General features: G+C 63.5%; 21 protein-coding genes. 4 read left to right on the top strand and 17 right to left on the bottom strand.

What is annotated here, in order from left to right; all coding sequences use genetic code 11:
* Positions 1-45 precede the first annotated feature (45 nt).
* The 9 genes from JHL16_RS05255 to JHL16_RS05215 form a co-directional block, all read right to left on the bottom strand.
* Positions 46-1,185 (bottom strand): ABC transporter substrate-binding protein, encoded by a 1,140-nt coding sequence (locus tag JHL16_RS05255; protein WP_200183838.1) that lies wholly within the window; start codon positions 1,183-1,185, stop codon positions 46-48.
* Between the two features lie 64 nt (positions 1,186-1,249).
* Positions 1,250-2,476 (bottom strand): phenylacetate--CoA ligase family protein, encoded by a 1,227-nt coding sequence (locus JHL16_RS05250; RefSeq protein WP_200183837.1) that lies wholly within the window; start codon positions 2,474-2,476, stop codon positions 1,250-1,252.
* The gene (locus JHL16_RS05245) at positions 2,473-3,288 is read right to left on the bottom strand and encodes an ABC transporter ATP-binding protein (protein ID WP_200183836.1); all 816 of its coding nucleotides are present in this window, start codon (positions 3,286-3,288) and stop codon (positions 2,473-2,475) included. The genes JHL16_RS05250 and JHL16_RS05245 overlap by 4 nt, the downstream gene beginning before the upstream one ends.
* 105 nt (positions 3,289-3,393) lie before the next feature.
* On the bottom strand, positions 3,394-4,713 hold the full coding sequence (locus JHL16_RS05240) for an ABC transporter substrate-binding protein (protein WP_200183835.1): 1,320 nt from the start codon (positions 4,711-4,713) through the stop codon (positions 3,394-3,396).
* A 36-nt stretch (positions 4,714-4,749) separates the two neighbouring features.
* Positions 4,750-5,832, bottom strand: a complete 1,083-nt coding sequence (locus JHL16_RS05235) for a branched-chain amino acid ABC transporter permease (RefSeq protein WP_200183834.1) — start codon at positions 5,830-5,832, stop codon at positions 4,750-4,752.
* A 1-nt stretch (position 5,833) separates the two neighbouring features.
* Positions 5,834-6,793 (bottom strand): branched-chain amino acid ABC transporter permease, encoded by a 960-nt coding sequence (locus JHL16_RS05230; protein WP_200183833.1) that lies wholly within the window; start codon positions 6,791-6,793, stop codon positions 5,834-5,836.
* Complete coding sequence (locus tag JHL16_RS05225) at positions 6,793-7,590, bottom strand: ABC transporter ATP-binding protein (protein WP_200183832.1); 798 nt, start codon at positions 7,588-7,590, stop codon at positions 6,793-6,795. Before JHL16_RS05225 ends, JHL16_RS05230 begins: the two co-directional genes overlap by 1 nt.
* A complete protein-coding gene (locus tag JHL16_RS05220; RefSeq protein WP_281435990.1) occupies positions 7,587-9,554 on the bottom strand; it encodes an AMP-binding protein in 1,968 nt (655 codons plus the stop codon). The genes JHL16_RS05225 and JHL16_RS05220 overlap by 4 nt, the downstream gene beginning before the upstream one ends.
* Before the next feature lie 180 nt (positions 9,555-9,734).
* Positions 9,735-10,376, bottom strand: a complete 642-nt coding sequence (locus JHL16_RS05215; RefSeq protein WP_246770809.1) for a cupin domain-containing protein — start codon at positions 10,374-10,376, stop codon at positions 9,735-9,737.
* A 159-nt stretch (positions 10,377-10,535) separates the two neighbouring features.
* On the opposite strand from JHL16_RS05215, the gene JHL16_RS05210 reads away from it, so the two are divergent.
* The 3 genes from JHL16_RS05210 to JHL16_RS05200 are packed head-to-tail and all read left to right on the top strand — an operon-like array spanning position 10,536 to position 13,631.
* A complete protein-coding gene (locus tag JHL16_RS05210) occupies positions 10,536-12,050 on the top strand; it encodes an aldehyde dehydrogenase family protein (RefSeq protein ID WP_200183830.1) in 1,515 nt (504 codons plus the stop codon).
* A 26-nt stretch (positions 12,051-12,076) separates the two neighbouring features.
* Positions 12,077-12,235, top strand: coding sequence for a hypothetical protein (locus tag JHL16_RS05205; RefSeq protein ID WP_200183829.1), 159 nt, complete (start codon positions 12,077-12,079; stop codon positions 12,233-12,235).
* A gap of 1 nt (position 12,236) precedes the next feature.
* A complete protein-coding gene (locus JHL16_RS05200) occupies positions 12,237-13,631 on the top strand; it encodes a purine-cytosine permease family protein (protein ID WP_200183828.1) in 1,395 nt (464 codons plus the stop codon).
* Positions 13,632-14,062: 431 nt separating this feature from the next.
* Here JHL16_RS05200 and JHL16_RS05195 read toward each other — a convergent pair whose 3' ends face one another.
* The 3 genes from JHL16_RS05195 to JHL16_RS05185 all read right to left on the bottom strand — a co-directional run bounded on the left by JHL16_RS05195 (position 14,063) and on the right by JHL16_RS05185 (position 16,633).
* The gene (locus tag JHL16_RS05195) at positions 14,063-14,548 is read right to left on the bottom strand and encodes a GNAT family N-acetyltransferase (RefSeq protein ID WP_200183827.1); all 486 of its coding nucleotides are present in this window, start codon (positions 14,546-14,548) and stop codon (positions 14,063-14,065) included.
* Entirely contained in the window at positions 14,548-15,714 is a 1,167-nt protein-coding gene (locus JHL16_RS05190) for a low temperature requirement protein A (protein WP_246770808.1), read from the bottom strand. The genes JHL16_RS05195 and JHL16_RS05190 overlap by 1 nt, the downstream gene beginning before the upstream one ends.
* Before the next feature lie 121 nt (positions 15,715-15,835).
* Entirely contained in the window at positions 15,836-16,633 is a 798-nt protein-coding gene (locus tag JHL16_RS05185) for a DUF1194 domain-containing protein (RefSeq protein ID WP_200183826.1), read from the bottom strand.
* A 168-nt stretch (positions 16,634-16,801) separates the two neighbouring features.
* Here JHL16_RS05185 and JHL16_RS05180 point away from each other — a divergent pair, with 168 nt between their 5' ends.
* The gene (locus JHL16_RS05180; RefSeq protein WP_200183825.1) at positions 16,802-17,719 is read left to right on the top strand and encodes a DMT family transporter; all 918 of its coding nucleotides are present in this window, start codon (positions 16,802-16,804) and stop codon (positions 17,717-17,719) included.
* On the opposite strand, the gene JHL16_RS05175 is transcribed toward JHL16_RS05180, so the two are convergent.
* From JHL16_RS05175 to JHL16_RS05155, 5 genes are read right to left on the bottom strand one after another with little or no spacing between them, the layout of a single operon-like run.
* A complete protein-coding gene (locus JHL16_RS05175) occupies positions 17,716-18,381 on the bottom strand; it encodes an RraA family protein (RefSeq protein WP_200183824.1) in 666 nt (221 codons plus the stop codon). The genes JHL16_RS05180 and JHL16_RS05175 overlap by 4 nt on opposite strands.
* Positions 18,382-18,400: 19 nt before the next feature.
* Complete coding sequence (locus tag JHL16_RS05170) at positions 18,401-19,594, bottom strand: NAD(P)/FAD-dependent oxidoreductase (protein WP_200183823.1); 1,194 nt, start codon at positions 19,592-19,594, stop codon at positions 18,401-18,403.
* On the bottom strand, positions 19,591-20,772 hold the full coding sequence (gene argE, locus JHL16_RS05165; protein WP_200183822.1) for an acetylornithine deacetylase: 1,182 nt from the start codon (positions 20,770-20,772) through the stop codon (positions 19,591-19,593). Before argE ends, JHL16_RS05170 begins: the two co-directional genes overlap by 4 nt.
* On the bottom strand, positions 20,769-21,176 hold the full coding sequence (locus tag JHL16_RS05160) for an OB-fold domain-containing protein (RefSeq protein ID WP_200183821.1): 408 nt from the start codon (positions 21,174-21,176) through the stop codon (positions 20,769-20,771). Before JHL16_RS05160 ends, argE begins: the two co-directional genes overlap by 4 nt.
* Entirely contained in the window at positions 21,169-22,329 is a 1,161-nt protein-coding gene (locus JHL16_RS05155; RefSeq protein WP_200183820.1) for an acetyl-CoA acetyltransferase, read from the bottom strand. Before JHL16_RS05155 ends, JHL16_RS05160 begins: the two co-directional genes overlap by 8 nt.
* Between the last annotated feature and the right edge of the window lie 167 nt (positions 22,330-22,496).

The raw sequence follows: 22,496 nt of genomic DNA, 5'->3' as shown, positions 1-22,496 counted from the left end.
CGTCATGCACAAGGTCGGCCATGACGAAACCACGCATCCCCCTGCTCACATCTTGCATTGCGCCGCATAGGCGTCCTGGTGGTCCTTGAAGGCGACGCCGATGATCTTGTTGGTGAGCGTGCCGGCATCCTTCACCACTTCGCGGACATAGATGTCCTGGATCGGGTGGTTGTTGTTGCCGAATTTGAACTTGCCGCGCACCGAGGCGAAGTCGGCGGCTTTGAGGGCGGCGCGGAAAGCGTCGGCATCGGTCACCTTGGCCTTGGCGAGCGCCGACAGGATCAGATTGGCGGTGTCGAACCCCTGGCTCGCATAGAGCGACGGCAGGCGGTTATATTCGGCTTGGAAGCTCTCGACGAATTTCTTGTTCGCCTCGTTGTCGAGATCCCTCGACCATTGCGAGGAGTTCTTGACGCCGATCGCCGCATCGCCGATGGCGCCCAGCACGTCCTGGTCGAAGGAGAAGCCCGGTCCCATCACCGGGATCTTGATGCCCGACTGGGCATATTGCTTCATGAAGGCGATGCCCATGCCGCCCGGCAGGAAGAAGAACACCGAATCCGCTCCCGAGGCGCGGATCTGGGCGATCTCGGCGGCGTAATCGGTCTGGCCGATCTTGGTGAAGAGCTCGCCCGCCAGCTCACCCTTGTAAAAGCGCTTGAAGCCGGTGAGCGCGTCGGTGCCGGCCGGATAGTTGGGCGCCAGGATGAAGGTCTTCTTGAAGCCGGCTTCACTGGCGTAGCTGCCCATCGCCTCATGCAGATTGTCGTTCTGCCAGGCGACGTTGAAATAATTCTTGTTGCATTTGGCCCCGGCGAGCGCCGAGGGTCCGGCATTGGGCGAAAGATAGAAGATGTCCTGGCCCACGGCATTGGGCACCACCGCCATGGCAAGGTTCGACCAGATGATGCCGGTGAGAATCTGCACCTTGTCGCTCTGAATCATCTCGTCGGCGATCTGCACCGCGAGCTCGGGCTTCTGCGCATCGTCCTTGATGATGACGGTCACGTCCTGGTTGCCCGACTGCTTGAGGGCGAGCATGAAACCGTCGCGCACATCGACGCCGAGCCCAGCGCCGCCGCCCGACAGAGTGGTGATCATGCCGATCTTGACCGGATCGGCAAAAGCGGCGTTCGCCGCCATCATGGCGCATCCGAACAACGCCGCGGCCAGTATCTTTTTCATTATTTCGCTCCCTGAAGTGTTTCTGATGATCTGTACGAATCTTAACTGAAAGTCGCCCTTAAGCTCAATGGCGTTCATCGGCGATGACCTTGCCGTCATTGGGCAAGCTGGCGATTGCGCAGAGCGCAATCTCACATCTAAGATTCAACGCCGCGGCGGCACTTTCGGCCAGCGCCTGCCGCAAGGTTTCCGAGGCATGCGCCGTCTCGGCCTTGAGCACGGCCTGGTCCTGCTCATTCTCACGCCCGACCACCAGCCGCAGACGCGCAACCTCGGGATGGCGCCTGGCGATCTGGGCGATCTGCTCCGGGCGCACGAACATGCCGCGGATCTTCGCCGTCTGGTCGGCACGGCCCATCCAGCCCTTGATGCGCGTATTGCTGCGCCCGCAGGAACTCACACCCGGCAGCACCGCCGTCATGTCGCCAAGCGCGAAACGGATCAGCGGCCGGCGCGGATCGAGCAACGTCACGGCGATCTCGCCGACCTCACCCGCGGCGACCGGATCGCCGGTGCCCGGACGCAGAATCTCGAGAATGATGTCTTCATTGAGCACCAGACCGTCGCGCCCAGATGTCTCATAGGCGACGCCGCCCAGATCGGCGGTCGCATAGGCCTGATAGGCGTCGATGCCGCGCGCCTTGATCTCGGCCTGGAGCGAAGGCGGGAAAGCCGCGCCCGATACAGACGCCTTGCTCAGCGAAGACACGTCGCGGCCGAGCTCGGCAGCCTTGTCGAGCAGGATCTTGAGGAAGTCGGGTGTCCCGCAATAGGCCTTGGGCTTGAAGTGAGCGATGATCTCGACGATCTGCTCGCTGTTGCCGGGCCCGGCCGGAATAACCGGACAGCCCAAGGCGCGCGCGCCGGCATCGAGGATGAAGCCGCCCGGCGTCAGATGATAGCTGAAGCAATTGAGAACGATGTCACCCGGCCGAAAGCCGGCGGCAAAAAGGACGCGGGCATAGCGCCATTCATCGGCGGCTCCCGTTTCGGCTTCATAGATGGGACCTGGTGAAACGAAGAGACGGGCCAGTTCATGCGGCGGGACGGCCGAGAAACCACCGAAGGGCGGCGCCTCCTTCTGCACTTGCGGCAGCGCCGATTTGCGCAGGACCGGCAAGGCGGCAAGCGAGGCGCGTGACGTGATCGCCCGGGCATCGACGGAACCGAGATGCGCGTGCCAGCCGGGCGCAGCCTGCGCGGCGGCGATCACGGCGGGCAATCTCCGGAATAGATTGCGTTCGCGCTCCGCCGGGTCGCGCGTCTCGCGGGCGTCATAGTGGTCGCTCATGCCAGCCATCTCTTGCGCCTCTTATAACTCTTCACACTGCGGAAGGAGCGCCGGCCTTCGCCGCCGACGCCCAGATAGAATTCGCGCACATCCTCATTCTCCTTCAGCTCCGAGGCCTTGCCGTCGAGGACGATACGGCCGGATTCGAGGATATAGCCATGGGTCGCATAATTGAGAGCGATATTGGTGTTCTGCTCGGCGAGCAGGAAGGACACGCCTTCGTCGTGGTTGAGCCGGCGCACGATCTCGAAGATCTCCTCGACGAGCTGCGGGGCGAGGCCCATGGACGGCTCGTCGAGCAGGATCATTTTGGGCCTCGACATGAGTGCGCGGCCGATCGCGGTCATCTGCTGCTCACCGCCCGACACGTAGCCCGCCTGCGACGTGCGCCTCACCTTCAAACGCGGGAAATAGCCATAAACGAGATCAAGATCGCGGCGGATGGCGGCGGGGCCATCCTTGCGGGTGAACGCGCCGGTCAGGAGATTCTCCTCGACGGTGAGATGGGCGAAGCAATGACGTCCCTCCATCACCTGGATGCAGCCGCGCCGCACCAGGTCGTTGGGCGAGAGGTCATGCACTTCGGCGCCCTCGAAGAGGATGCTGCCCTTGGTGACCTCGCCCCGTTCGGCATGAAGGAGATTGGAGATGGCCTTCAACGTCGTCGTCTTGCCGGCCCCGTTGGCGCCGAGCAAGGCGACGATGCCGCCCTTGTCGATGCTGAGCGAAACACCCTTCAGCACCAAGATCACGTGATCATAGATCACCTCGATATTGTTCACGACGAGAATGGGATCGGAGGGAGAGGTCATGTCAATTTGGTCATGATGATTCTGTGTGCAGTCCCCGACCCCCACCCCTAACCCCTCCCCACAAGGGGGAGGGGAAACGAAAGCAAAGGTAACCCTGCTCTTTCATCAATTCGCACAGGGCTCACTGCGGGCGGGCCAGGGCTTGTTGGTCTCGGCATAGGTTTTCGCCGCTGCCATCAGCATGGGATTGACGACATCCGACATCGGGTCGAACCAGTCGGAGGCCTTCTCCCACTTGTCGCCGGTCCAGCGCTGCACATACATCTTGTTGTGGCCCGAATGGTTGTCGCAGGTGACCTTCACCGGCGCGATGAACCCCTTGAGGCCGATCTTCTCGAGGCGCGCTTCATCGATGCTCAGATTTTCGAGCCCGACACGCATATCCTCGGCGGTGACGACCTTCTTGCCGGATTTCTCCTGGGCGATGCGGATCGCTTCCGCCATATAGAGCGAATTGACGACGCCGCGGTTATAGAGGTTCTCGCCGAACTTGGCCGCCTCGACCTTGCTCTTGCCGGTATCGACGACGAACTTCTTGATGTCCTGCAGTGCAGGGAAATCAGTGCCCACCGCGTTGAAGTTGAGAGTCATGTAGCCCTTGGCCTGCTGGCCGCCGCCGCGTGCGTCATCCTCGCCGCCCGACCACCAGACGCCGATGAACTTGTCCATCGGAAAGCGGATCTTGGTCGCCTCCTTGACGGCGGTTGGGTTCATCGCGCCCCAGCCCCAGATCACCATATAGTCAGGCTTGTCGCGGCGGACATTCAGCCATTGCGACGACTGGTTCTGCATCTCCTTGCCGGGTACCGGATATTTGAGCAGCGTGAAGCCATATTGGGTGGCGAACTGCTCCAGGAGCGGAATGGGCTCCTTGCCGTAACCGGCATCGAGATAGATATAGCCGATCTTCTTGCCCTTGAGCTTGTCGAGCCCGCCCTCCTGATCACCCAGATATTTGACGACGCCCGAGGCACCGTCCCAATAGGTCATCGGCGGATTGAAAACCCAGGGGAACGTCTTGCCGTCCGCCGCGGCGGAGAGGCCGTAAGCCATGGACAGGATCGGCATCTTATCGACGGACGCCTTGGGGATCACCGCGAGCGTGATGCCGGTCGACCACGGATTGAAGACGAGCGACTTTTTCGCTTTTGCCTGCTCGTAGCATTCGACGCCCTTCTGCGTATCATAGCCCGTCTCGCATTCATCGAAGACGATCTTGACACCGTTGATGCCGCCGTCGCGCTCATTGAGCATGGTGATGTAGTCGGCCATGCCATTGGCGATCGGAATGCCCGACCCGGCATAGGGACCGGTGCGATAGGTCGGCAGTTGCACAAAGACGCTGTCTTCAGCGGTGGCGGGCAGGACGGCGCAGAAGAAGGCGCCGCCCATGAGGGTTCCGCGGATCAAAGTCTTGAGTTCCATTTCAACCTCCCATATTGGCCGATTAACTCCGTTCCCTCACGCATAAGGAAACGGCCAGACACGAAGCTTCTCCTTGCCGAGCTGCCACAGCCGCGCCAGCCCATGCGGTTCGAGGATCAGAAACAGGATGATGAGCACGCCCACGATCATCGAGGTCAGATGCACGATGTTCTCGGCGCCGATATCGATGCCGATGGCGGGGAGCGCATTGCGCAGGAAGATCGGCAGGATCCAGATGAAGGCGGCGCCGAAATAGCAGCCGATCAGGCTGCCGAGCCCGCCGATGATCACCATGAACAGGATCTGGAAGGACAGGGTGATCGAGAAGGCGGAAGGCTCGACCGAGCCCAGATAGAAAAACACGAACATGGCGCCGGCGACGCCGCAGATATAGGACGACACCGCGAAGGCCGAGAGCTTGGCGACGAGCGGGCGCACGCCCATGAGCTCGGCGGCAATGTCCATGTCGCGGATCATCATCCAGGACCGGCCGATGCGGCCGCGGATGAGATTCTTGACGAGCAGCGTCATCACCGCGACGATCGCCAGCACCACCAGATAACGCGTGACGGAGTCGGCATTGGGGCCGGTGAGGACGAGGCCGCCGGCCAGGCTGCGCTCCGGTGAATCGATGGCACCCGAGACATTGTAATTGTAGAGCCAGCCGATGCGGATGAAGCACCATTCGAGGAAGAACTGGGCGGCGAGCGTCGTCACCACGAGATAGAGCCCCTTGATGCGCAAGGACGGCAGGCCGAAGACGAGCCCCACACCCGCCGAGAAGACGCCGGAGAGCAGAATGAGCAGGATGATGTTCACGTCCGGAAAGGCAGTGGTGAGCTTATAGCAGGCATAGGCCCCTACCCCCATGAAGCCGCCGGTGCCGAGCGACAGCTGGCCGGCATAACCGGTCAACACATTGAGACCGATCGTGGCGAGGGTGAGGATGAGAAACGGGATGGCGATGGCATCGAGAATGAAGTCATCGGCGAGCAGTGGAACTGCGATGAAGGCGATCGCCAGAATGGTGAAAAAGCCGATGCGATCCTGGAGCAGCGGGAAGATGGCCTGGTCCGTGGCGTAGCTCGATTTGAATTGGCCGGCTTCGCGATAGAACATGCTACACCCGCTCGATGATACGTTCGCCGAACAGGCCCTGCGGCCGGAACAGCAGGAAAACCAGCGCGATCATATAAGCAAGCCAGGATTCGATGCCGCCACCGAGCAGCGGCCCCCAATAGATCTCACCGATCTTCTCGCCGATGCCGACAATGAGGCCGCCGACAATGGCGCCCGGCACCGAAGTGAAGCCGCCCAGGATGAGCACCGGCAGCGCCCGGAGCGCAATGATCTCGAGCGCGAAAGAGACATCCGAGCGGGCCCCCCACATGATGCCGGTGGCGAGCGCCACGAGCCCTGAGGCGAACCAGACGATGGCCCAGATCTGGTGCAGCGAGATGCCGACCGACAAAGCCGCCTGATGATCATCGGCGACCGCCCGCAAGGCGCGCCCGATGCGGGTGCGGTTGAAGAACAGCGCGAGCGCCGTGACCATGGCGATGGCGATGACCGCGGCGGCGATGTCGATATGCTGCAGGATCACCACGCCCTGAGCGCCGAACGGAATTTCGGTCGAGCCCGTCGGCAGACCGAGCTCGGTGGTGATCATCTGCTTGGGCTCGCCGCCAAAAACGAACTCGCCAAGGCCGACCAGGAAATAAGTGAGCCCGATCGTCGCCATCAGCAGGATGACATGCGGCTGGTTGACCAGCGGACGCATGATGAAACGCTCGACCGCGAGAGCCAGAATGCCCATGACGGCCATCGTCAGAATGAGGGCGAGGATCACCGGCACGCCCTTCTGGTAGAGCCCGACCAGGGTCAGGGCAGCGAACACCACCATGATGCCTTGCGCGAAGTTGAAGACCCCCGATGCCTTGAAGATGAGCACGAAGCCCAACGCGATGAGGGCATAGAGAATGCCGGAGACAAAACCTTCCCACAGGACCTGGACCAGGAAATCCGGCGCATCCGCCATCTGGACGAAAGGCGCTATAAAAATGCCGTTCAGGAGGTCCATCACCGGGCCTCCTGACGCGCGACGCCGAGATACGCGTCGATGACGGCGCGGTCGGACTTCACCTCGCTGGGCGTCCCGTCGGCGATCTTGCGGCCGTAATCGAGGACGACGACGCGGTCGGACAGGTCCATCACCACGCCCATATCATGCTCGATCAGAGCGATGGTGGTGCCGAATTCATGATTCACGTCGAGGATGAAGCGGCTCATATCCTCCTTCTCCTCGAGATTCATGCCGGCCATCGGCTCATCGAGGAGCAGAAGCTCGGGCTCCATCGCCAGCGCGCGGCCGAGCTCGACCCGCTTCTGGAGGCCGTAAGGCAGCTTGCCGACCGGCACTTTGCGGATGTGCTGGATCTCGAGGAAATCGATGATCTCCTCGACCTTGCGGCGATGGGCGATCTCCTCATCGCGCGCCGGCCCGACATGGATCAGCTGCCAGAAGAAATTGCGGTGCATCCGGAGCGAGCGGCCCGACATGATGTTGTCGAGCGTCGACATGCCCTTGAACAGAGCGACATTCTGGAAGGTGCGCGCGATGCCCGATTTCGCCGCCTGATAGGGCTGGATATTGCGGCGGACACGGCCCTTGAAGGTAATGGTGCCTTTCTGGGGGCGGTAGACGCCGTTGATGACATTCAGCATCGAGGTCTTGCCGGCGCCATTCGGGCCGATGATGGCGCGGACCTCGCCTTTGCGGATATCGAAGGAAATATCGGTGATCGCTTTCACGCCGCCGAAGCTCAGCGAGACATTCTCGATGTCGAGCATGATCTCGCGCGCCCCGGCATCGGTCATGCCGCCGCCTCCAACGGGGATGGCACCGCGACCGCCACGTCGCGGATGACCACCTCGCCTTCGATCAGGCCCTTGCGGCCGTCCTCGAATGTGACCTCGGTGCGGATAGATGCGCTCGGCGACCCGTCATAGAGCGCCTCGACCAAAGAGGCGTAACGCTCGCTGATGAAGCCGCGTCTGACTTTCTGCGTGCGGGTAAGCTCGCCGTCATCGGCGTCGAGCTCCTTGGGCAGAATGAGGAAACGTGCGATCTGGGCGCCGGCCATTTGCGGCTCGGCGGCGAGCGCCCGATTGACCTCCGCGACATGGCCGGCGATCAGCTCATAGACGCGCGGGTCGGAAGCGAGCTCCTGATAGGAAGCGTGCACGATATTGTTGCGCTCGGCCCAATTGCCGACCGCCACCGGGTCGATATTGATGAAGCAGGCGACATGGTCGCGGCCACCGCCGAAGGCGACGGCCTCCTTGATGTTGGGATAGAATTTGAGCTTGTTCTCGATGTATTTCGGCGGGAACAGGCCGCCGGCGCCGAGCTTGCCGACATCCTTGGCGCGGTCGATGATCTTGAGATGGCCGGCCGCGTCGAAGAAACCGACGTCACCGGTGCGCACATAACCGTCAGCGGTCTTCACTTCCGCCGTCTTGCCGGGATCCTTGTAATAGCCTTGGAAGACGCCGGGGCCGTTGAACTCGACCTCGCCATTGGCGGCGAGCCGGATGGCGACCGAGGGAACGGGCCTGCCGACCGTGTCCGGCCTGATCTCACCATCGGGCTGCATGGTGACATAGACCGAGGCTTCGGTCTGGCCGTAGAGCTGCTTGAGATTGACACCAATCGAGCGATAGAAGCTGAAGATCTCGGCGCCGATCGCCTCGCCCGCGGTATAGCCGACCTTGATGTTGGTGAGGCCGTAGCGGTTGCGCAAAGGCGCGTAAACGAACGTGTCGCCCAGGGCATAATGCAGCCGCGCCGCGAGCGGAACCTGGTCACCGCTCAGAAGCTTCTCGCCCCATTTGCGGGCTACGCCCAGGAAATGCTCGAACATCCAGCGCTTCAGACGGCCGGCATCCTCCATGCGCACCATGGTGAGGGTGAGCAGATTCTCGAAGACGCGCGGCGGGGCGAAGACATAGGTCGGGCCGATCTCGCGGCGGTCCTGGATGATCGTCTCGGCATTTTCCGGGCAGCTCACGCAATAGCCGGCAATGATCGCCTGGGCGTAGGAGAAGACGTGATCGCCCACCCAGGCCATCGGCAGATAGGCAATTATCTCGTCCACCTCGCTCAAGCCGTCGAAGGCGATGCCGATGCGGGCGCTGGCGATCAGATTGTCATAGGTCAGCATCACCCCCTTGGGCCGGCCGGTGGTGCCCGAGGTGTAGAGGATGACGGCAGTGTCGGCACCTTTGCCCTGAGCGATCGCCTGCTCCAGCGTTTCGGCGCCACCCGGCTCTTTCAGACTCTCACGGCCGGACGCGACCACATCGGCGAGCGCCGCCAGCCCGGTTTGATCGTAGTCGCGAAGCCCCCTCTTCTCCTCGTAGAGAATGGCCTGAAGCGCCGGCAGGCGGTCGCGGACCGAGAGGATCTTGTCGACCTGCTCCTGGTCCTCGACGATGGCGAAGCGGATCTCGGCATGATCGAGCACGAAGGCCATCTCCTCGGCGACGGAATCGGCATAGATGGGCACCGGCACGGCGCCGAGGCACTGAGCGGCGGCGATGCTCCAGTAGAGATAGGGCCGGTTGGAGCCGATGACGGCGATCTTGTCGTTGCGGGTGGCGCCGAGACGACGGAGGCCGGCGGCGAGTGCCACCATGAAGTCATAGGCTTCGACCCAGCTCCAGGATTGCCAGATGCCGAAGTCCTTGCGCCGCATGGCAGGACGGCGGCCGCGCGTCCTGGCGTTGGTCAAAATGAGCTTGGGGAATGTGTCTGTTATTGCCTGATCAAACTCAGACAAACCCTTCCCTCCCGGTCTGATCGGGCTCACCCGCCCGACTGAATCCGAAACACCTTCTCTGGGCGCTGCCGAATTCCCATTCACGGCCCGGTCCAAGCAAGACCGCACTGGTCAAGTCGACCTTCTTTTTCGCCGGGCGTCAAGCGCCGAGGCGCTAGACTTTAGAAGGAGATGCGGGCATCAGATCATCGGCGGGGTGCAGGCGCAGGCGACGACGGCGACAATCTTACCGATATTGCGTAGCCGATAAGGCTGGCCGCCGAAGACCTGGTAGCCGCCGCCGGCGGTAAGCACGCGTTTTTCGCCGCCAACCGTCACCTCGATCGTGCCTTCGATGACGATCGCGGCCGTTTCGCCCTCATGCACCAAAGGCTCGCGCCCGGTGCCGGCGCCCGGCTGATAATGCTCGACGAAAAGCTGGAGCTTCTTGTCCCGCCGCTCGCTGCCGAGCACCCTGAGATCTGCGGCACCGCGCGACACCACGGCGAGATCGCCCGCATCGTAGAACAGCACATTCTTCTGCGAGGTCGGGATGGCGAAGAAGTCGGCGATCGAGATCGGCACCGCGCCCAGGATGCGATGCAGCGACGCGAGCGAGGGCGCATGTGCTTCCTGCTCGATGAGCGAGATCGTCGCATTGGCGACGCCCGAGCGCTTGGCCAGCTCGCGCTGGGTGAGCCCGGCCTTCTCGCGCACCACCTTGAGGCGCGCACCAACCGCCAGGTCGCTCGCCTGCTCGGCCTTTGCCTGCTTGGCGGCGGTCTTGCGGCGCTCGGCCGTGCTGCTCTTGCGGGGCTCAGGCTTGGTTGTGTCGCGGGACAAGTGAATCTCTTTCTCGATGCAGGTCAGTGACCGATATCGGCAATCCCGCACGAGATTGCAATCCATTCGATCCGGAGCGCCGCTTGCGTGATCAAAATTTTTGTGCAACGCTACTAAAAATATAAACACCCGGTCAATCACCCCAGGAGGAACGACATCGTGTCCGCGCTTGCCGAATTTTCACGCCTTTCCGGGCGGCTCTTCATCGACGGCGACTATGTCGCCAGCAGCGCCACCGAGCAGTTCGAGGTCGTGGAGCCCGCCACCGAAGCGGTGATCGGGCGCATCGCGGACGCGACCGACAAGGAAGTCGACCAGGCGATCGACATCGCCGATCAGGCGCGGCGCAAGTGGTCGCGCATCGATACGCGCAGCCGCGCGGTGATCCTGCACGACATCGCGGCCGGCATCCGCCGCGACATGCGCCGCTTCGCCGAATATCTCACCCGCGAGGAAGGCAAGCCGTTCAAGGAAGCGGTGGACGAAATCTCCTGGTGCGCCACGGCCATCGACTACTATGCCGAGATCGCCCGGCACGATGCCGGCCGGCTCGCCGGCACCACCGTGCCGGGCCAGTTTCATTTCGCGGTCAAGGAGCCGCTCGGCACCATCGTCATCGTGCTGCCCTTCAACTATCCGCTGGTGCTTCTGTGCTGGGAGGCTTCGGCGGCGCTGGCGGCCGGCAATGCGGTGATCGTCAAGCCGCATGAGCAGACATCCATCACCACGCTCAAGTTCATGGAAGTCTTCGCGGGCCTTCCCAAAGGCCTGATCCAGGTGGTGACCGGTGGAGCGCGTGTCGGCCAGCGGCTCATCGCGTCGGAGAAGACGCATGGCGTCGCTTATACAGGCTCGGTCGCCGTCGGCCAGGCGGTGGCGCGCACCTGTGCCGAGAGCTTCAAGCCCTGCCTGATCGAGGCCTCGGGCAATGATCCCTTCATCGTGATGCCCTCGGCGCCGCTCGAGATCGCGGCGCGCGGTGCCGCCTTCGCGGCCTATCTCAATTGCGGACAGGTCTGCACCTCGGCCGAGCGCTTCTACGTGCATGACGCCATCCATGACGAATTCGTCGAGCGGCTGGCGGCGGAAGCGAAGAAGCTCCGCGTCGGCAACGGCCTCGACAGCGTCGATATCGGGCCGATGGCGACACGCAAGCAGCGCGATAGATTCGAGGCGATGATGGCGCGCGCCCGCCAGCAAGGCGCCAAGGTCAAGGCCGGCGGCGGCCGTCCCGCCCATCTCAATCAGGGCTGGTTCGTCGAGCCGACCGTGCTCACCGAGGTGACACCCGACATGGAGATCCTGAACGAGGAGCCGTTCGGTCCGGTGGCGCCGATCTGCCGGGTGAAGGATTTCGACGAGGCGATCAGCCTCGCCAACCGCTCGCGCTTCGGGCTCGGCGGCAATATCTACACGCTCGATCCCGACGAGATCTTCCGGTCGGTGAACGAGATCGAGTCCGGTATTTTGTGGATCAATGCACCGCTCCTCGACAATGACGCGCTGCCCTTCGGCGGGCGCAAAATGTCCGGCACCGGGCGCCAGCTCGGACCGGAAGGGCTTTCGCAGTTCCAGAACACCAAATTCGTGATGATCGACCCCAAGGCGTCGAATCAGGATTTCTGGTGGTTCCCTTATGCGGATGCCGAAAGCTACGCGCAGCACAACAAATAAAACTCAAAATCAGGGAGGAAACAAACATGGCGAGAGGACAACTCGAACCGGAGCTCGAGCGGCGCGTGGCGCTGCTCGAAAAACCGGACAATCAAGGCAAGGATTATGACGGCGCCGCCTGGGCGGCCCTGATCCTGTTCGGCATCGCGCTGCCGCTGATCGCCCTCTTCATCGGGAGGATGTGAGATGCAGAACAGCCAGATACTGCACGAGGCCGACAAAAGCGCCTGGCCGCTTTTGCCCGGCGAACGCAACTGGGGACAATGGAAGCTCGGCATTTCGCTGGCAACCGCGGCGGCCGCGACCTGGTGCTACATCATCGGCGAATATGTCGGCTATTACCTTAATTTCCGCGAGGGCTTCTTCGCGCTGTTCGCCGGCAGCATGATCGGCATGCTGATCGTGGCGCTGGCGGCGGTGCCGGTGGCGATCCGCTTCGGCGTCGACTCCATCGCCTCGGCCAAGCCGCAATTCGGCTCGCGCGGCTGGGTCATCCCGGCGGCGATGCAGTTCATCTCGATCGTCGGCTGGAACTCGCTGCTCCTCATCTTCTTCGCCAAGTCGACGGCGCAACTGCTTCTGGCGCTCGGCGTCACCAGCGAGGGCGCCACCAGCCTGCTCGTCCCGGTGACGGTGCTGCTCGCCTCGGTGCTGGTGTTCCTGTTCCTGCTCAAGGGCTCGGCCGGCGTCGACCGGGTGGCGAAGATCCTCGTCGCCCATGTCTTTGTCGGCATGTGGATGCTGTATATCCTGGTGACGCAGCGGTGGGGCGATCTTGCCGCCGCCGTGCCGGCCTATGCCTCGACGAGCCCGCAATGGAACTACACCACCGGTGTCGAGATCGGTATCGTCTCGCTGCTCTCCTGGTGGCCCTATATCGGAGCCATGGTCCGCATGGCGCCGAACGGGCGCACCGCGGCGCTGCCGATCATGGTCGGCATGGGCGCGCCGGTGCCGGTGCTCTCGGCCATCGGCATCGCCGGCATATTGGTGCTGCAGATCTCCGACCCGGCGGAATGGATGCGCGCCGTCGGCGGACCGGTCTATGGCGTCATCGCGCTTCTCTTCGTGGCCGCCGCCAATCTCGGCACCGCGGTCGCGGGCGTCTATGCCTCCTCGATCGGGCTCAGGCATGTGCCGGCCTTCTCGAAGCTCTCCTGGCCGATGCTGCTGCTCATCTCGATCGCGCCGGTCGGCGTCGTCGGGCTGTTCATCCCGGAACTGTTCTTCGCCAATTTCGGCACGTTCCTGGCTTTCATCGGCTTAGGCTTCGCGCCGCTCTGCGGCATCCAGATCGCCGACTACTATCTGCTGCGCCGGCGCCGCATCAATGTGCGCGGGCTGTTCATCGGCGGCGAAGGCAGCCCCTATCACTTCTGGGGCGGCGTCAATCCGGCGGCGATCATCGCCATGGCGGCAGGCGTTCTCACCTATCTCTATCTGCTCAACCCGATCACCTATGTGAGCCGGTCGCCTTATGAGTTCACCACCGCGGCGCTGCCGACACTCGTGGTCGGCGCGGTGGTCTATGTGGTGGCGACGCTTCTGCTGGTGAAGCCTCAGGGCAAGGGCGACTACTGACCATCCCTAAACGCGAACATGGCGGGTGGTGATCCACCCGCCATGCCGCGAAAAGAACTGTTTTCGAAATCGCTATTTTTGCGGACCGGATTTCGGTCGCCTGTGACGCACACGCAGAGCCATTTGCTCCCGTCGCCCACGTTTGGATTCGGCTTTCACCGCCCCCAGAAGAACTTCCTCATAGTCGAATTCGAACCACTCCTCGAACACCGGCATGACACACACTCACCTGACCTAAAGACACAGACGCAACGGTAAAACGGTAGCACCTGGACCGGCCAAAACCAGCCCCGAAAAACGCGACAAAAAAGGCCGAAAAACCTGCGAATTTCGTGTTTCTGAATAGGAAAATGCGCCCGATTTTCAGGGCAAAAAACAGGCTTGACTTGGCAAATCCAGCTACGACGACAGGCTAAGGAGCGGCTGCGAAATCAGCTAGGAATATTTTTACTCAGATAGCTGACGGTCTTGCCGGAGCCCTGCAACAACTGGCGGCCGACGTCAACAAAACCCAAGGCTGCATGGAAAGCGTCGGACACCGGGTTCGGAGGGTCGAAATTGACCTCGCAGACCACCCTTTCATGGCCCCGGGCGGCGGCTTTTTCGAAGAGATCCCGGTAGAGGGCCTTTGCATAACCCTTGCCCCGGGCCTGAGGCGCGGTGACGATGCGGTCGACATAAACAAAGGTCGGAAACCGGTCCCGGAACCACTCGAAATTGGGGCTGTCATAACGCGCCTTCTCGTCGAAGACGATGAGAAAGGCATCGACCTCGCCGATACGCGTCGCCAGAAAGGCCTCATCCAGCATGCGCGTGAGCTTCGCCTCGTCGAGGAACGAGGTTTCGACCGCATGGGCATTGTTGAGCGCCAGCACCTTGGCGCGCTCGTCAGCGGTGATCGGGTGGATCAGAGACATCAGGCGATCTCGCCGCCCATTTCCCGGGCAGCGCCTTTCTCGGCAAGTGCGACGACGACCAGCACCAGCGTGGTGGCAAGACTCAGCATCGCCGGCGTGAGATAGCCCGCGGCGAAGAAGACCGCAATCAGCGCCGCCAGCGCGGTGATCTGGATCTTCGGCAGTTGCCCGGTGATCGCCCGGCGGAACAGAAGCGTGCCGATGAGATAGAGCAGCGGGCCGCCGACGATGGCCGACGCCATCTTCAGATCGGCATGGCCGTCGGGGTGGACGAGCGTGAATTCATCACCCACCGCGGTGACGATGATGCCGGCGACGATGAAGAGATGGATATAGGTGTAGCCGAGACGCGCCAGGCGGCCCGGATCGCCGGAGGTGGTGATGCTTTCGGTGCCGCGCTCCGCCCCGGTGTTGAAATAGATCCACCACATGGCAAGGCTCGCCACGAAGGCCGAGAGGAACCCCAGCACCACGGGCCAGGACCAGGCGAGATTGCTGAAAGTGGCCCCCGTCACCAGGATGGATTCGCCGAGTGCTATGATGACGAAGAGGCCGCAGCGCTCGGAAAGATGACCACCCTCGACATCCCAGTCAGCAGTGGTCGAGCAGCCCATGCCGGGCGTCCAGAAACCCATCGAGGGGCCGGCATATTCGATGGCGAGCGCCACGATCCAGAAAACGAGTCGCATCTCGCCGTCGGCAAAGCCGCCGGCAATCCACAGAATGCCTGACCCGCAGAGCCAGAAAAGAATGCGCTGGAAGTTGCGGACGATCGCCACGTTGCCGCGGGCTGCCCAGATCGTGAACAAGGTGCGGCCGATCTGGATCGTGACGTGGGCGAGCGCGAAGACGAGTCCCAGCTCGGCGAAGGCCTTGGGCAGCGAGGAGGACAGAATGAGTCCCGCCAGCATAATGGCGAAGAGCATCAGCCGCACCGGTATGCGTTCGGGATCGAGCCAGTTGGTGACCCAGGAGGTGTAGATCCACACCCACCAGACGGCCATCAGCAGAAGCAGGGTCTCGATCGCACCGAGCGCCGAATAATGGGCGAGCAGTGTGTGGGAGAGCTGGGTTACCGCGAAGACGAAGACGAGATCGAAGAACAATTCGACGAAGGTGACGCGGGCATGTTCATGGCCCTTGCGAATGCGCAGCAGATTATCCAAGCCCCGTCCCCCCTGTTTGGCGCAACCCCTTATCGCCAAAGTCTGCAACTTTGGCGGGGTGTGCTCGTCTCCCTTGGCGCAAACCCTTATCGCCAAAGTCTACAGCTTTGGCGGGGTTTGCTCATTCCCGCATCCACTGCTCGCGCAGCTTCTCGCCGATCATGCAGTCGATACGCGGCTCCGACACCGTCTCGGCCGCCTTCTGCAGCAGCACCGGCCGGCTGGCGATCTCCAGCACCAGCTTGCGGCGGATGGCCGACGCAAGGTTGCGGATATCGGTCACCGTCACCAGGAAGGCGCCGGGGCCGCCGATGACACAATCCTCGTAATAGATATCGAGATTCTCGATCGACGCAAAACCGCCTGCCCGCTTGATCATTATCGGCAGGCCGTTGATGGTCACGCCGTCGGCCACCAGGGGATCGCGGGCGGTCTCGACCGGCACGCCCATGTTATTCGGGCCGTCGCCTGAAACGTCGATGACGCGGCGGCTGCCGGCAAGGTCATTGCCCGTGAAGGTCGTTCCGACGAAGAGAAGGCTGTTGGCGATCGAGGTGCCGCGCTCGCGCGAGATCGGGGCCTGAGCCAGGCGATCGGCAAAGGCGCGGGCCGCGGCCTCGCCGTCGATCACCGTCCACGGCACCAGGACCTGCTGATAGGATGGCCCCGCCCATTCGACATAACTGACCGCGATGCGGCCCTGCGGGCCTGACGCTATGGCTTCGATCACTTCCTTATGGCGGAAGGCCTCGACATACCCATTGCGCTGCAAGGCCTGCTCGTCGAGATCCATCGAGCGCGAGACATCGACCGCCAGCACCAATTCGAGATCGACCGGCGTATCGGCGGCAAAGCCCGCACGCAGAGGAAGTGCCAGCGCCAATGCCACCATCAGAAGCCGCAAGAGCAAGCCGCCCATCAAAGCCTCCATTTTCCGCCGTCCTGGCTTCAAGACTAGGCGCGGTGGATGAGGCGTCAATAGCCGCCATCGGCTCATCACCCATCTGTGTTTCGTGCTGGCAGGCCGATCACAGCTTCTGTAGAATGACTGGCGGGCGCGGTTCCGCGCATTCAGGGGCTCCACCACATGGCGGACGGACAGATGGCGCGGCAGGCGCGCCTCGGCATCATACTTGCGGCGGCCGCCGGGCTGATGCTCGCGGTCAATGATGTGTCGGTGCCCTTCTCCTATGCGCGCGGCTTCAGCCCGCCGACCGTCGTGCTGGCACGCTTCGGTTTCCTCATCCTGACCGTCCTTCTCCTGATGGCGCTGCTGCGCCTCAAGCCGGTTCTCCCGCACGGCCGTGCCGGTCATGCGCTGGGTTCCGGGGTCATGACCGGGATGGCGACACTGGGCCTCCTCGGTTCCTTCGCCTTCATTCCGGTGAGCCTCGGCGTCGTCATCCTCTACACCTTTCCGATGCTGACCACCCTGCTCGAATGCCTGCATGCGCGCCGCCTTCCCGGCCTCCTCGAGATCCTGTGTCTCGTCGTGGCTTTCGCCGGTGTCGGGATCTCGGTCGGGCTCAATGACGTGGCGCTCGATCCAAAAGGCATTCTCCTCGCCGGCCTCGCCTCGCTTTGCTACGCCGTCTCGATCTTCTGGAACAGCATCAGGCTGCGCGACGCCGACAGCACGGTGGTGAGCTTCTACATGGCGATCTCCGGGATCGTCACGGTGGCGCTGTATGTCGTGGCGACGGGGAGCTTTGTGGTGACGCCTGAGCCGGGTCTCAGCCCCTGGCTGCCGCTTCTCGTCACCTGCTTCTTCTTCTCGGTCGCCTTCGTGCTGATGTTCCGGGCGGTCACCTACGCCGGCGGATCCGCGACCGCCATGGTGCTCAATCTCGAGCCGGTCTTCGTCATCGGCCTCGCCGCTTTGCTTCTCGGGGAAGACCTGACCGTGCCGCGCGTCCTGGGCGGCGCCCTCGTCATCGGTGCGGTGGTGGTGTCGGAAATCTATCGCGGCCGCAAGGACGCCATCGTCATCGAGCCCGTAGGTTAGATCGCTTCCGGCACCGCGAATGTCGAGACGAGCGTCCCCCCGGAGGCGAGCTGCGCCACCCATTGCTCTTCCATCTGCACGCGCGCCTGTGCGGTGGTGAGCAATGTCGAGGCCTCGCCCGCCGGAATCGCCGCGAGGCCGTCATTGTCACCCAGAATGATATCGCCGGGCGCCACGGCTGTTCCACCCAGCACGATCCTGCCGTTCACCGTGCCGCGTTCCTTCGACAACGGCCCTCTCGGCGTGTGGCCCCGCGCGAATACAGAAAAATCATCGAAGGCGGCGATCGTGTCGATGTCGCGGACGGCGCCGTCGACAATCAATCCGGCTATCCCCTTCTTCCGGGCATAGCCGCACAGGATCTCACCGGCATAGGCCGTCTGCAGGCATCCGCCGGCGGCGACGACGACGATGTCTCCTGCTCCCGCAATATCGATGGCGTGCAGCATGGCGCCGAAATCCGATCGCTCGCACCATGCGGTCACCGCCCGCCCGACCAGCCGCCGGCCGATAGCAAAGGGGCGCAGCGGCCGAATGAGCGGATCGACGACGACGCGGCCCGCCGTGATATCGGAAGCGATGGTGACAGGAATGGCGGCCCAGGCCGCCGCCGCGTCGCTCGGCAAGGTCACTGGCGTCACATCGAAGACTTTCGTCGGCATGGCTTTCCTCCAGAAATGATCAAGCGGCCCGCGCCGCGAAGCGACGCCGGGACAGTCCATCTATAGGGTATGGCGGATCCTTCCCGGCGACCAGATCGGCGACGATCCGCCCTGAAAACGCACCGGCAAGATTGCCGAAGAAATGCCCGGTGTTGATGACCAGGCCCTCGAGCCCGACCGAGGCATCGAGGACCGGCAATCCATCCGGTGTCTGCGCCACGACGCCTGCCCATTGGCGCATGATCGGCAGGCCGGCGACGGCTGGGAAATTCCGGCTGTGGATCGAGCAGGCCATCGCCTGTCCCGCCACCGTCGCCTGGTCGCGGGCGCTGCCGACCTCATAGGCGCAGCCGAAGAGCAGTGCGCCGTCGGCGCGGCTGGCGATCTGCTCGGTGAAGCCGAGCTCAGGGCGCAAGCGTTCCGAAGGTTCGCGCGGCAGCGCCTCGCGATCTATGCCGGGCGGCGCGAAGAAGCGGAACAAGGCCTGGCCGGCGACGACAGGGCGCAAGCGGAACGGCGCCGGCGCGGTTTCCGCCGCCTCGAAGCGGGTCGTCACATAAGGCACATCCAGCCGCAGGGGCGCCAGCAGCTCATTCGACCAGGGACCCGCCGCGAGAACGACGATGCCGCTCGCGATCTCGTCACCGTCGGCCAGGCGCACACCGCGACAGACGGAGGCCGACATCACCAGCGCCGCGACACGCGCCGGCGCCAGAATAATTCCGCCCGCCTGCTCGAAGAGACGCGCCAGATGGCCGACGAGGCGTACCGTATCCTGATAGGCATCGCGTGGATTCCACACCGCGCCCGATATTTCGGGGCCGATTTCCGGGCAGAGATCGCGCAGCGCCTTGCGGTCGAGCAGTTCGACCGGCAGGCCCGCCCTCCTGCGATCGGCAGCAAAAATCTGCGCGACCGACGCATAGGCGGCATCGCGATAGAGGATCAGGCCGCCGCTGGCACGAAAGCCGAAATCCGGCAGATCATCGGCCAGGGTTTCGGCAAAACGCCGGCATGCCAGTGAAAAATCCATGGCCAGGCCCGCCGGCTTGGTCTGCAGCCACAGGAAGCCGGGATTGCGTCCCGAAGCGCCCCAGCCCGGCCCATGCGCGTCGACCAGCGCCACCGAGGCCCCAGCCTGCCGGAGATAATAGGCGCTCGCCGTGCCGGCGATGCCGGCACCGATCACCACCGCATCGACGGCGCGCCTCATGACCAGGGCAATCCATCAGCCTCGAGTGCGGCGGCCAGCTTTCCCATCATCGCCAGGCAGCGGTCGATCTCCGCGAGCTCCAGATATTCGTCGGGCTTGTGCGCCTGCGCGATCGAACCCGGCCCGCAGACGAGCGAGGGCACGCCGGCCCGGTTGCTGAACAAGCCCGCCTCGGTGCCATAGGCGACTTTGGCGTGGTCGTTGCGCCCGACCAGCCGCTTCACGAAGGTGACCGCGGGATGTTCCGCCGCGGTGCCGAGCGCCACAAACTCGACGATCGGCGCCACGGCAATGTCGGCTTCCGGCGCCGCGGCGCGCATGCGCGGCAAAAGCTCGGTCTCGGCATGATGGCGAATGCGCTCGATCAGGGCGTTGGCATCGACCTCCGGCAGCGAGCGGATATCGAAACCGATCTCACAGGCATTGGGGATGATGTTCAAGGCGGTGCCGCCGGTGATGGTTGTGACCGACAGGGTCGAATGGGCGACATCGTAGCCGTGGTCATGCGGGCCATGGCGGCAGCTCTCTTGCGACAGCTGCTTGATGAAGGCGATCATCTCGGCGGCATATTCGACGGCATTGACCGCCTGCGGCGCCAAGCTCGAATGGGCGCTGCGGCCGGTCACTGCGATGCGATACATGCCGCCGCCCTTGTGGCCGATCACGACCTGCATCGAGGTCGGCTCACCGACGATGCACAGAGCCGGCTTCATTGCGAGGGCGGCGATGCGGTCGATCAGGCTCACGACGCCGGTGCAGCCCAGTTCCTCGTCATAAGAGATCGCGATATGCACCGGGGCCTTGAGCTTGCGGCGCACCAGATCGGGAACGGCGGCGAGAACGATGCCGACGAAACCTTTCATGTCGCAAGCGCCACGGCCGTAAACGCGGCCGTCGGCTTCGCGCAGGACGAACGGGTCGGAAGTCCAGGCCTGCCCATCGACCGGCACCACATCGCTATGGCCGGACAGGATGACGCCCGGAATATCGGCGGGACCGATCGTCGCCCACAGATTTCCTTTGCTCCTGTCGGCATTCCACAGAATGTCGCTGGCGACGCCGTGGCGTTCCAGAAACGCCTGCACATAGGCCAGGAGATCGCGATTGGGATCGCGCGATATCGTCGGGAAGGCGATCAGGTCGCGAATGAGCGCAAGGCTGTCCGCCCGCTTCGTCACGGCTGCCGGAGCGGCACGAAGATCGGCAGAGGCGGCAGGCCGTCACGCTGCCGCCAGGCGACGCGAACCCGATCGCCGATTGCGGCGGTCGCCGCCTCGATATTGGTGAGCAGCCGCGGCCCTTCATCGAGATCGACAAGGGCCAGCAGATAAGGCGGCGGCAGTTGCGGATCGACCGGCAGGCGCATGGTGGTCAAGGAATAGATCGTGCCGGTGCCCCGGCATTCCACCCAGCTGAGCGTCGTGCCCTCGCAAGCGAGGCAGAAGGGCCGCGGATAGAATTGATGCGCGCCGCAGGCAGTGCAGCGCTGCACGATGAGCCGTCCCTCCGCGCAGGCCTGCCAGAAGGGCTCGGTGGTCGGATCGGCGGCGCCGAGATCGGAATAATTCGGTTTGTCAGTCACGGCCAAGCACCACAGTGGAAGCGGTAGAAAAAGCAAGGCCACCGGTGCCATGGGCGACGGCGATCTCGGCATCGCGAACCTGACGGTCGCCGGCCTCGCCGCGAAGCTGACGGACCGCCTCGATCAGAAGCAGAATGCCGAGGGCGCCCGGATGGCAGTAGGACAGGCCACCGCCGGAGGTCATCGACGGCAGGCTGCCGCCTGGCCGCAACCGGCCCTCGGCCACGAAGTCGCCGGCCTCGCCCTTCTTGCAGAAGCCGAGATCCTCGAGATAGAGCAGCACGCTGTGGGTGAAGTTGTCATAGGGTTCGAACACATCGACATCGCCAGGCTGTATCCCCGCCATCGCGAAAGCGTCGCGGCCCGACGCCAGGCCCGGCGTAACCGTCAGGTCCGGACATTGCGCCACGTGCCATTGCACATGACTCTCGCCGGCGCCCAGAACACGTATCGGCCGCTTGGCCGCATTGCGGGCGCGGTCCCGACCGGTCACCACGACCACCCCGCCGCCATCGGTGACCAGGCAGCAGTCGAGCTTGCGCAGCGGATCGGACAGCATCGGTGAGGCCATGACGTCATCGATGGTGAGCGGGTCGCGACTCCAGGCTTTCGGATTGAGCATGGCCCATTGCCGCGCCGCCACGGCGATCTCGGCGAGATGTTCGAGCCGCGCGCCATATTGGTGCATGTAGCGGGCAGCGCTCAAAGCATAGTGGCCGATGGGAAAGTGAATGCCGTAAGGCGTCTCGAACTGCGCCGACAGAGAGCCGTCGAGTGCCGTCGCCGAGCGCTTGCGGTTACGCCGGCTGCGCTGGCGCGACGCATAGCCGATCAGGGCGACCTCGCAGCGCCCCGCCGCTATCGCCGCCATGGCGTGGTGAACGAAGAACTCGAAGGACGCCCCGCCCATGTCAGACGATTCGGCGTAACGCGGGCGGATTCCCAAATATTCGCCGAGCTGAACCGAGCCCTCCTCGCCCATATAGTTGGTGAAGAGCGCATCGACGTCGCGAAAGCCCAGGCCCGCCTCGCCCAACGCCTCCCGCGCCGCCAGCCCCACCATGGAGAATTCGCTCTGATCGGTAACCTTGCCAAGCGGCGTCTCCGCCGCGCCGACGATGTAGACGGGAGATGTCGTCAGCGCATGCGGCATGTTTCGCACCCGCCCGCCGGCACAAGGGTCGTCGTCCTCGCCATCATAAAAGAAGCCCCTCCCCGTCGCCGCGCCTCATGACCGGAACGCCGGACGCTCTCATTGAATCGGTCAGGCGTTCCAACTCCTTGAGTTAGCGCATCGGATTATCTGAAAACCGCGTCGCA

Source organism: Taklimakanibacter albus (assembly GCF_016595235.1).
GTDB lineage: Bacteria > Pseudomonadota > Alphaproteobacteria > Rhizobiales > Aestuariivirgaceae > Taklimakanibacter > Taklimakanibacter albus.
The sequence above is the reverse complement of the archived record's forward strand: the minus strand, read 5'-3'. Positions and strand labels throughout refer to the sequence as shown.